Below are 10,326 nucleotides of genomic sequence, written 5' to 3'. Positions count from 1 at the left end.
GGGAGGGAGAGGGCGCGCACCGCCAGGTGCGCTTCGCGACAGCGAAAGCGGCTGTCTCTCCAGGTCTTGGGCGCGTGGACACGCGCCGCCCTCACCCCGGCTCGCTGACGCTCGCCCCCTCTCCCGCAGGCGGGCGAGGGGGCCCTTAACAGCCGAAAATTAAACCGGACAGCCGTGGGGCGAGCCCGGCCATGACGAGTTAGGAGTGGTTCGGACTTGACGCATGGCGACCTACCTGGCCTTCGCCCGCGGATGGGCCTTGTCGTAGACGCCCTTCAGGCGGGCGGCATCGACCTTGGTGTAGCGCTGGGTGGTGGACAGCGAGGCGTGGCCCAGCAATTCCTGGATGGTGCGCAGATCGCCGCCGCCGGCCAGCAGGTGGGTGGCGAAGGAATGCCTGAGCGCGTGCGGGGTGGCGGTGTCGGGCAGGCCCAGCAGCGCCCGCAGCCGGCGCATCTGGCGCTGCACCACGCCGGGATTGAGGGGGCCGCCGCGGGCGCCGACGAACAGCGGCGCATCGGCGCCCAAGGGGTGCGGGCACTGGGCGATATACGCGGCGACGGCCTCGCGCACCACCGCCAGCACCGGCACCATGCGTTGCTTGCGGCCCTTGCCGGTGACCACCATGGTGTCGCCCCTGGGCACCTCGCGCCGGGTCAGGCCCAGCGCCTCGCCCAGGCGCAGGCCGCAGCCGTAGAGCAGGGTGAACAGGGCGACGTCGCGGGCCGCCAGCCAAGGCTCGTCGTGCAGCTCGCCGGCGGTCTCCAGCGCCATCATCGCCTCTTCGGCGGCCAGCGGCTTGGGCACCGATTTCGGCGGCCGCGGCGCCTTGACCGAGCCGATGGCCGGGTTGTGCAGCACCGCGCGGCGGTCGAGGAACTTGAAGAAGCCCCGCAGCGTGCTCATCAGCCGCGCCATGGACGAGCGCGACAGCCCCTCGGCCTGGCGGGCCGCCAGGAAGGCGCGGAAATCGGCGGGGGCCAGGCCCTCCAGCTCGGCCAGCGCCGCCTCGCCGCCGAGATGATCGCGCAGGAAGCCCAGGAAGGCCGCCAGATCGCGGGAATAGCCGTCCAGGGTGTGGCGGCTGGCGCGGCGCTCCCCCTCCAGCCAGCCGCGCCACGCCTCCACCTGGGCCATCAGGTCGGGGCGGGCGGCGAAATGGATGGGGGCGGGGGGCATGGGCTGGAAACGCCTACCCCACGAAGCGGCGGATGCAGGTTTCGGCGACGCGGGCGAGGAAGATGATCAGTTCGGTGCCCTGGCCGGAATGGAAGGTGCGGTGGTGGCGCGAGCCCAGCGCCAGCACGCCGTCGGGGCAGCCGCCGCCGGGCGAGACCCGGACCAGGGCCGAGGACACCACCAGGCCGGCGCCGTCGCCGAACACCGCCGGGTCGCCCGGCATCTGCTCGTTGAGGGCGCAGTCGCGGTCGGGGCCGCCCATCAGTGCCGCCACCCGGCCGCGGGGCAGGCGCTGGATGCCGGGCGCGGCGAGCGCCGGCAGGGCGCGATCGCATTCCTCGAAGCACAGCATGCCGACATCGACGTCGAGCATGGCCGGCAGGTCGTCGGCGACGGCGCGGGCCAGTCCGGCCATGTCGGCGGCGGTCAGCATCACCAGCACCGCCTGGTGGGTGCGGTTCTGGGTGCTCATGTTGGAGCGGCTGGTGTGGATCAGATGCTCGGCGGTGCCCTTGATGCGATCGATTTCCTCGTTCAGGCGCTCGATGATGTAGGCCTGCAGGTCGACCACCCCGTCCGCCTCGGGCCAGCGCGACGGCGGCGCCAGCACGGCGGCCAGTTCGGGGTGGCGCAGCAGGAAATCGCGGTGGCGGCGCAGATAGGCGACCACCTGCTCGTCGCTGAGCGCGGGGTCGGGGATGGCGGCGTCGTCGCGCTTGCGGGTCATCGGGAAATCCTGGGGTCGGGGTCCTGGATCGCGGCGGCTGTTGCCATCCGGGGCTGGGTCGGTAGAGTTTAGACCATGCCATCCGCCGCCGCCAACCCCGCCCTGACCTATGCCCCCGGTGAGCGGGTGGCCATCTTGCTGCCCCTGCCATTGGGCGGAGCCTATGACTACCGGGTGGGGGAGCGGCCGCTGGCGGCGGGCGACTTCGTCACCGTGCCGCTGGGCCGGCGCGAGGCGGTCGGCGTGGTGTGGGGCGCGGCGGCCGGCGACGTGGATTCCGCCAGGCTGCGCTCGGTCCTGGCCCGGCTGGAGGCGCCGCCGCTGCCCGAGGCGTCGCGCCGCTTCATCGACTGGGTCGCCGCCTATACCCTGGCGCCGCGCGGCGCCGTGCTGAAGATGGCCATGAGCGTGCCGGCGGCGCTGGAGCCGGCCGCCGCCATCGCCGCCTGCCGCCTCGCCGCCGCGCCGCCGGACCTGAAGCTGACCCCGGCCCGCCGGCGGGTGCTGGAGACCGCCGCCGGGCTGCCGCCGCTGGCCGCCGCCGAGCTGGCGCGCGAGGCCGGGGTCGGAGTGGCGGTGGTGAAGGGGCTGCTGGCGGCGGGAGCGCTGGAGCCGGTGGCGCTGCCGCGTCCCCCCGTCTTCGACCGGCCGCGCCCCGACCGGCGCGGGGTCGCGCTGTCGCCGGCCCAGGGCGAGGCGGCCGCGGCCCTGGCGGCGGCGGTGGGGAGCGGCTTCTCGGTGATGGTGATCGACGGCGTCACCGGCTCGGGCAAGACCGAGGTCTATTTCGAGGCGGTGGCCGAAGCCCTGGCCCAGGGCCGCCAGGCGCTGGTGCTGCTGCCCGAGATCGCGCTGTCGGCGCAATGGCTGGGCCGTTTCCGCCACCGCTTCGGCTGCGAGCCGGCGGTGTGGCATTCCGAGCTGGCCGACGGACGCCGCCGCGACACCTGGCGGGCGGTGGCGAGCGGCGAGGCGCGGGTGGTGGTGGGGGCGCGCTCGGCCCTGTTCCTGCCCTTCCCCGAACTCGGCCTGATCGTGGTCGACGAGGAGCATGACGGCGCCTTCAAGCAGGAGGACCGCGTCTGCTACCACGCCCGCGACATGGCGGTGGTGCGGGCGCGGCTGGGCGGCATCCCGGCGGTTCTGGCCTCGGCGACGCCGTCGCTGGAGACCCTGGCCAATGTCCGGGGCGGGCGCTATCGCCTGCTGCACCTGCCCGACCGCCATGCCGGCGCTGCCCTGCCCGGGATCGGGCTGGTGGATCTGCGGCGCCATCCGCCGCCGCGCGGCTTCTTCCTGGCGCCGCCGCTGGTGGCGGCGGTGGAGGAGACCCTGGCCGCCGGCGAGCAGGCCATGCTGTTCCTCAATCGCCGCGGCTACGCCCCGCTGACCCTGTGCCGGGGCTGCGGCCACCGCCTGCAATGCCCGCACTGCACCGCCTGGCTGGTGGAACACAGATTGGCGGGAAGGCTGGTGTGCCACCATTGCGGCCATTACATCAAGCTGCCGCCCGCCTGCCCGTCCTGCGCCGCCGAGGACAGCTTCGCCGCCTGCGGTCCCGGGGTCGAGCGCATCGCCGAGGAGGCGGCGCACCGCTTCCCCGCCGCCCGCATCGCCCTGATGGCCTCGGACACGGTGGCCGGGCCGCACGCCGCCGCCGAGTTCGTCCGCCGCGTCGCCGACCACGAGATCGACCTGCTGATCGGCACCCAGATCGTCGCCAAGGGCTACCACTTCCCCATGCTGACCCTGGTCGGGGTGGTCGATGCCGATCTCGGGCTCGAGGGCGGCGACCTCAGGGCCGGCGAGCGCACCCACCAGCTGCTGTCCCAGGTGGCCGGCCGCGCCGGCCGCGCCGAGCGGCCCGGCCGGGTGCTGCTGCAGACCTTCCAGCCCGAGCACCCGGTGATGCGGGCGCTGGTGTCGGGCGACCGCGACGCCTTCGTTGCCGCCGAGGCCGAGTCGCGCGCGGCCGCCGGCATGCCGCCCTACGGCCGGTTGGCGGCCCTGGTGCTGTCCGGGCCGGACCCCGCCCGCCTGGATTCCTTCGCCCGCGCCCTGGCCCGCTCGGCCCCCCGGACGGAGGGGGTCGAGGTGATCGGCCCGGCCCCGGCGCCCATGGCCCTGCTGCGCGGCCGCCACCGCCGCCGCTTCCTGGTCAAGGCGCGGAAAAACTTGAATCTGCAGACATGGCTGCGCGACTGGCTGTCCGCCTCGCCCGCCCCCTCCGGCATCCGGGTCCAGGTGGACGTCGATCCCTACAGTTTTTTGTAGGGTGGGAAGGCGGGTGGAGTTCGCCTACCGCATCGGGTAGGGCATATTTGCGGAGTCCTTGCCCCACAAGGGGCGGAGTCGTCTTGCAACGCAATAGACGATGTGCTAGTTAACCACCGCGCTTTCGGCTGGGCAACCGCTCCGTCGGGGTGCAAAGCGCTGAATTCGCAATACCTTACGGCCACCGGCGAACTCGGTTTCGACCTCATTCGAAGGACCTGCCCAGGTGCCATCCGAAACAATTGGCGTGATTGCCGACCGTTATGCCGCCGCCCTGTTCGATCTGGCCGAGACCCAGGGGTCTCTGGATCGGGTGGCGGCCGACCTCGCGGCGTTGAAGGCGATGCTCAAGGAGAGCGCCGACTTCCGTCGTCTCATCGATTCCCCGGTCTTGAGCCGCGGCGATCAGGGCAAGGCCATCGCCGCCCTGTCCGCGTCGGCCGGGTTCGGCCCGCTGACCGCGAACTTCCTGGGCCTGGCGGCCAACAACCGCCGGCTGTTCGTGCTGCCGGCCATCATTGACGCTTTCCTCCGCCGTCTGGCCGCCAAGCGCGGCGAGGTGGCGGCGCATGTGGCCTCGGCGGTTCCGCTGACCAAGGCCCAGGCCGATTCCCTGGCCGCCACCCTGAAGACCGCCTTCGGCAGCACGGTCACCGTCGAGACGGTGGTCGATCCCAGCCTGCTGGGCGGACTGGTGGTGAAGGTCGGTTCCCGCATGGTTGACAGCTCGCTGAAGACGAAGCTGCAGCACCTCAAGCTCGCTATGAAAGGGGTTGGATAATGGAAATCCGCGCGGCTGAGATCTCCGCGATCCTCAAGCAACAGATCGCCAATTTCGGCACCGAGGCCGAAGTGGCCGAGGTCGGCCAGGTGCTTTCTGTCGGTGACGGTATCGCCCGCGTCCACGGTCTCGACAAGGTCCAGGCCGGCGAGATGGTCGAGTTCCCCGGCGGCATCAAGGGCATGGCGCTGAATCTCGAGACCGACAATGTCGGTGTCGTGATCTTCGGCGACGACCGCAACATCAAGGAAGGCGACACCGTCAAGCGGACCGGCGCCATCGTCGACGTCCCCGTCGGCAAGGGCCTGCTGGGCCGCGTCGTCGACGCCCTGGGCAATCCCATCGACGGCAAGGGCCCGATCCAGTCGGATGCCCGCGCCCGCGTCGACGTCAAGGCCCCCGGCATCATCCCGCGCAAGTCGGTGCACGAGCCCATGTCCACCGGCATCAAGGCGGTCGACGCCCTGATCCCGATCGGGCGCGGCCAGCGCGAGCTGGTGATCGGCGACCGCCAGACCGGCAAGACCGCCATCCTGATCGACACCATCATCAACCAGAAGCGCTGGCACGACGCCTCGGACGAGAAGGCCAAGCTGTTCTGCATCTACGTCGCCGTCGGCCAGAAGCGCTCGACCGTGGCCCAGATCGTCAAGACGCTGACCGATTACGGCGCCATGGACTACACCATCGTGGTCGCCGCCACCGCCTCCGAGCCGGCGCCGCTGCAGTTCATCGCCCCCTATGCCGGCTGCGCCATGGGCGAGTACTTCCGTGACAACGGCATGCACGCGCTGATCATCTACGACGATCTGTCCAAGCAGGCCGTGGCCTATCGCCAGATGTCGCTGCTGCTGCGCCGTCCGCCGGGCCGCGAGGCCTATCCGGGCGACGTGTTCTACCTGCACTCGCGCCTGCTCGAGCGCGCCGCCAAGATGGGCGACGCCGCCGGTGCCGGCTCGCTCACCGCGCTGCCGGTGATCGAGACCCAGGCCAACGACGTGTCGGCCTACATTCCGACCAACGTGATCTCCATCACCGACGGCCAGATCTTCCTGGAAACCGACCTGTTCTACCGCGGCATCCGCCCGGCGGTGAACGTCGGCCTGTCGGTGTCGCGCGTCGGCTCCGCCGCCCAGATCAAGGCGATGAAGCAGGTGTCGGGCTCGATCAAGCTGGAACTGGCGCAGTACCGCGAGATGGCTGCCTTCGCCCAGTTCGCCTCGGACCTCGATCCGGCGACCCAGAAGCTGCTCAACCGCGGCGCCCGCCTGACCGAGCTGCTGAAGCAGCCCCAGTACTCGCCCATGGCCACCGAAGAGGAAGTCGTGGCGGTGTATTGCGGCGTCAAGGGTTACCTCGACAAGCTGGAAATCCGCGACGTCGGCCGCTTCGAGAAGGCGATGCTGACCGAGCTGAAGGCCAAGCATGGCGACATCCTGACCGCCATCGCCACCGAGAAGCAGATCACCGCCGCCACCGAAGAGAAGCTGAAGGCGTTCCTCGACGCCTTCTCCAAGACCTTCGCGTAATCCGGAAGGGCCCCGATGCCGAGCCTCAAGGACCTAAGGCTGAGGATCGTCTCCGTCAAATCGACGCGGAAGATCACCTCGGCCATGAAGATGGTCGCCGCCTCCAAACTCCGCCGCGCGCAGACCGCGGCGGAGTCGGCGCGGCCCTATGCCGAGCGCATGGAGCGCATGCTGGGCACCTTGGCGACCTCGCTGGCGGGGCAGCAAGGCGCGCCCCGGCTGCTGGCCGGCACCGGTGACAGCAATGTCCACCTGATCGTCATGATCACCGCCGATCGCGGCCTGTGCGGAGGTTTCAACTCCACCATCGTCCGCAACGTCAAGGCCCTGGCCGGCCAGCTCATCAAAGAGGGCAAGACGGTCAAGATCTTCCCGGTCGGGCGCAAGGGGCGCGAGCAGATCAAGCGCGATTACGGCGCCAATCTGATCGAAGGCTTCGAGGGGCTGGGCCGCAAGGGCATCACCTTCCCCGAGGCCGACCAGGTCGCCAACCGCATCACCCGGATGTTCGAGGACGGCGAATTCGACGTCTGCACCGTGGTCTACAACCGCTTCCGCTCGGCCATCCAGCAGGAAGTGACCCGCCAGCAGCTGATCCCGTTCGTCGCCCAGGAAGTGACGGCGGGACGCGAAGTGGGCGGCACCGGCGCGGTCTACGAGTTCGAGCCCTCGGAAGAGGACATTCTCAACGTTCTGCTGCCCCGCAACCTGGCGGTGCAGGTGTTCCGCGGCATGCTGGAAAGCCAGGCCTCGGAGCAGGGCGCGCGGATGACGGCGATGGACAACGCCACCCGCAACGCCGGCGACATGATCAACAACCTGACCATCAAGTACAACCGGTCGCGTCAGGCTCAGATCACCAAGGAACTCATCGAAATCATCTCGGGCGCCGAGGCGCTGTAAGGACGCAGGAGCTATCCCATGGCAAATAAGAACGTCGGCACGATCACCCAGGTCCTGGGCGCCGTCGTGGACGTGCGCTTCGATGGCCCGCTGCCGGCCATCCTGAACGCGGTGCACACCCAGAACCAGGGCAAGACGCTGGTGCTCGAGGTTGCCCAGCACCTCGGCGAGAACACCGTGCGCACCATCGCCATGGATTCCACCGACGGCCTGGTCCGCGGGGCCGAGGTCACCGATACCGGCGCCTCGATCATGATGCCGGTGGGGCCTGAGACCCTGGGCCGCATCATCAACGTGATCGGCGATCCCATCGACGAGCGCGGCCCGATCGGCAACAAGGAGTTCCGCCCCATCCACGCGGAAGCCCCGGAATTCGTCGACCAGGCCACCGAGACCGAGATTCTGGTCACCGGCATCAAGGTCATCGACCTGCTGGCCCCCTACGTGAAGGGCGGCAAGATCGGCCTGTTCGGCGGCGCCGGCGTGGGCAAGACGGTGCTGATCATGGAACTGATCAACAACGTCGCCAAGGCGCATGGCGGTTACTCGGTGTTCGCCGGCGTCGGCGAGCGCACCCGCGAGGGCAACGACCTCTATCACGAGATGATGGAATCGGGCGTCATCAAGACCGACGGCCCCGGCTCCAAGGTGGCCCTGGTCTACGGCCAGATGAACGAGCCGCCGGGCGCCCGCGCCCGCGTCGCCCTGTCCGGCCTCACCGTCGCCGAGTACTTCCGCGACGCCGAGGGCCAGGACGTGCTGTTCTTCGTGGACAACATCTTCCGCTTCACCCAGGCCGGCTCGGAAGTGTCGGCGCTGCTCGGCCGCATCCCCTCGGCGGTGGGCTACCAGCCGACCCTGGCCACCGACATGGGCGCCCTGCAGGAGCGCATCACCTCCACCAAGAAGGGCTCGATCACCTCGGTGCAGGCCATCTACGTGCCGGCCGACGATCTCACCGACCCGGCCCCGGCGACCTCGTTCGCCCACCTGGACGCCACCACCGTGCTGAGCCGCCAGATCGCCGAGCTCGGCATCTATCCGGCGGTGGACCCGCTGGACTCGACCAGCCGCGCCCTCGATCCCCGCGTCGTCGGCCAGGACCACTACACCGTCGCCCGCGAGGTGCAGCGCGTCCTGCAGACCTACAAGTCGCTGCAGGACATCATCGCCATCCTGGGCATGGACGAGCTGTCGGAAGAGGACAAGCTGATCGTGGCCCGCGCCCGCAAGATCCAGCGCTTCCTGTCCCAGCCCTTCCACGTCGCCGAGGTGTTCACCGGTTCGCCGGGCAAGCTGGTCGGCCTGGAAGAGACCATCAAGAGCTTCAAGGCGATCGTCGCCGGCGAGTACGACCACCTGCCCGAGGCCGCGTTCTACATGGTCGGCGGCATCGAGGAAGTGCTCGAGAAGGCCAAGAAGATGGCCGCCGACGCGGCGTAAGCGCCAGTCTCCCGCCCCCCCGGACTTCATCCCATGGAGTTCGGGGACCGGCGGGACGCTGATTTCGTGTTTTAGCGAAGGGAACGGGTCATGCCCGATCAGATCAACTTCGAACTGGTGTCGCCGGCCAAGCTGCTCATCAGCGCGCCGGTGGACATGGTGGTGGTGCCGGGCGTCGATGGCGATTTCGGCGTCCTCGACGGCCACACCCCGCTGATCTCGACCGTCCGTCCGGGCGTCATCGACGTCCACGAGGGCGGCCGCGTCTCCAGCCGCATCTTCGTCGCCGGCGGCTTCGCCGAGGTCACCGGGACCCGCGTCACGGTGCTGGCCGAGGAGGCCATGCCGGTGGCCGACATCACCGCCGAAATGGCTTCGGCCCGCCTGTCGGCGGCCAAGGAAAAAATCACCGACGCCAACACCGACTCGGAAAAGCAGGCCGCCGAAACCATGATGGCGGTGGCTCTGGCCATGAAGGACGCGGCGGGCTGAGGCGCCGGTCCGGCGCCACCACCCCGAGTCTTAAGGGGGCGCCCGTCGGGGCGCCCCCTTTGACATTTGAATTCCCTTGAAAATTCCGGTTTCCCGCTGAAATATTACAGCGCCAGACACCGAGGCCGATACATGACGCACTGGACACCTGACGATATTCCCTGGGCCGAGTTCCGTCCCGACCGGCTGACCCCCGACCTGCTCAAGGTGGTCAAGGCGGCGTCCATGGTGGAGCGCAACGCCGGTGACTACACCGCCTATCTCATCAAGGTGTTCCGCGACGACCCCACCTTCCGCCAGATCGTCGTCGACTGGCGGGCCGAGGAGGTCCAGCACGGCGACGTGCTCGGCCGCTACGCCGAGCTGGCCGATCCCGCATTCAGCTTCAAGGACCGCTTCCAGCGGTTCGTCGATGGCTACAAGGTTCCGATCGATCTCGAGAAGTCGGTGCGCGGCTCGCTCACCGGCGAGCTGCTGGCCCGCTGCATCGTCGAGACCGGCACCAGCTCGTTCTATTCCGCCATGCGCGATGCCACCGACGAGCCGGTCCTGAAGGCCATCTGCCACCGCATCGCCGGCGACGAGTTCCGCCACTACAAGACCTTCTACGACTTCATGAAGCGCTACATCGAGCGCGAGGGGGTGAGCGTCTTCCGCCGCGCCCTGGTCGCGGTGGGCCGCATCCGCGAGACCGACGACGACGAATTGGCCTACGCCTACCATGCCGCCAACGACACGGCCGACACGCCCTATGACCATGCCCGCTGCAACCGGGAATACGCGCTGCGGGCCTGGTCCCTGTACCGGCCGCAGCACACCGAGCGGGCGGTCAACATGGTGCTGAAGGTGATCGGCATCGACACCCAGGGCTGGATCGCCGGCCGCGCCAAATCCTTCGCCTGGAAGAAGATGCGCACTCGCGCCGAGGCGCTGCGCCGGGCGGCGTAGCCTTAGGTCGCATTCGGGCCTCATCCTGAGGAGCCGCCGTAGGCGGCGTC

The 10,326-nt window shown here is 69.6% G+C and carries 9 protein-coding genes; 7 read left to right on the top strand and 2 right to left on the bottom strand.

Annotated features, from left to right (window positions below; genetic code table 11):
* Nucleotides 1-231 precede the first annotated feature (231 nt).
* Nucleotides 232-1,179, bottom strand: a complete 948-nt coding sequence (locus MTBUT4_RS16330; RefSeq protein ID WP_173980767.1) for a tyrosine recombinase XerC — start codon at nucleotides 1,177-1,179, stop codon at nucleotides 232-234.
* A 13-nt stretch (nucleotides 1,180-1,192) separates the two neighbouring features.
* Nucleotides 1,193-1,906, bottom strand: coding sequence for a DUF484 family protein (locus tag MTBUT4_RS16325; protein ID WP_173980766.1), 714 nt, complete (start codon nucleotides 1,904-1,906; stop codon nucleotides 1,193-1,195).
* A 75-nt stretch (nucleotides 1,907-1,981) separates the two neighbouring features.
* Here MTBUT4_RS16325 and MTBUT4_RS16320 point away from each other — a divergent pair, with 75 nt between their 5' ends.
* From MTBUT4_RS16320 to MTBUT4_RS16290, 7 genes are all read left to right on the top strand, one after another.
* Nucleotides 1,982-4,180 carry a primosomal protein N' gene (locus tag MTBUT4_RS16320; RefSeq protein ID WP_173980765.1) on the top strand — a complete coding sequence of 733 codons (2,199 nt, stop codon included), beginning with the start codon at nucleotides 1,982-1,984 and terminating at the stop codon, nucleotides 4,178-4,180.
* Between the two features lie 226 nt (nucleotides 4,181-4,406).
* Complete coding sequence (locus MTBUT4_RS16315; protein WP_173980764.1) at nucleotides 4,407-4,961, top strand: F0F1 ATP synthase subunit delta; 555 nt, start codon at nucleotides 4,407-4,409, stop codon at nucleotides 4,959-4,961.
* Entirely contained in the window at nucleotides 4,961-6,490 is a 1,530-nt protein-coding gene (gene atpA, locus MTBUT4_RS16310; protein ID WP_173980763.1) for a F0F1 ATP synthase subunit alpha, read from the top strand. The genes MTBUT4_RS16315 and atpA overlap by 1 nt, the downstream gene beginning before the upstream one ends.
* Before the next feature lie 15 nt (nucleotides 6,491-6,505).
* Nucleotides 6,506-7,393: a F0F1 ATP synthase subunit gamma gene (locus tag MTBUT4_RS16305; protein ID WP_173980762.1), complete on the top strand. Its 888-nt coding sequence runs from the start codon at nucleotides 6,506-6,508 to the stop codon at nucleotides 7,391-7,393.
* A gap of 18 nt (nucleotides 7,394-7,411) precedes the next feature.
* Nucleotides 7,412-8,836: a F0F1 ATP synthase subunit beta gene (gene atpD, locus MTBUT4_RS16300; RefSeq protein ID WP_173980761.1), complete on the top strand. Its 1,425-nt coding sequence runs from the start codon at nucleotides 7,412-7,414 to the stop codon at nucleotides 8,834-8,836.
* Nucleotides 8,837-8,926: 90 nt separating this feature from the next.
* Nucleotides 8,927-9,328, top strand: a complete 402-nt coding sequence (gene atpC, locus MTBUT4_RS16295) for an ATP synthase F1 subunit epsilon (RefSeq protein WP_173980760.1) — start codon at nucleotides 8,927-8,929, stop codon at nucleotides 9,326-9,328.
* A gap of 132 nt (nucleotides 9,329-9,460) precedes the next feature.
* Entirely contained in the window at nucleotides 9,461-10,276 is an 816-nt protein-coding gene (locus MTBUT4_RS16290; RefSeq protein WP_173980759.1) for a ferritin-like domain-containing protein, read from the top strand.
* The last annotated feature ends 50 nt before the right edge of the window (nucleotides 10,277-10,326 follow it).

Origin of the sequence: Magnetospirillum sp. UT-4, from assembly GCF_902729435.1 — a bacterium.
GTDB lineage: Bacteria > Pseudomonadota > Alphaproteobacteria > Rhodospirillales > Magnetospirillaceae > Magnetospirillum.
This window is presented reverse-complemented; position numbering and strand designations above follow the sequence as displayed.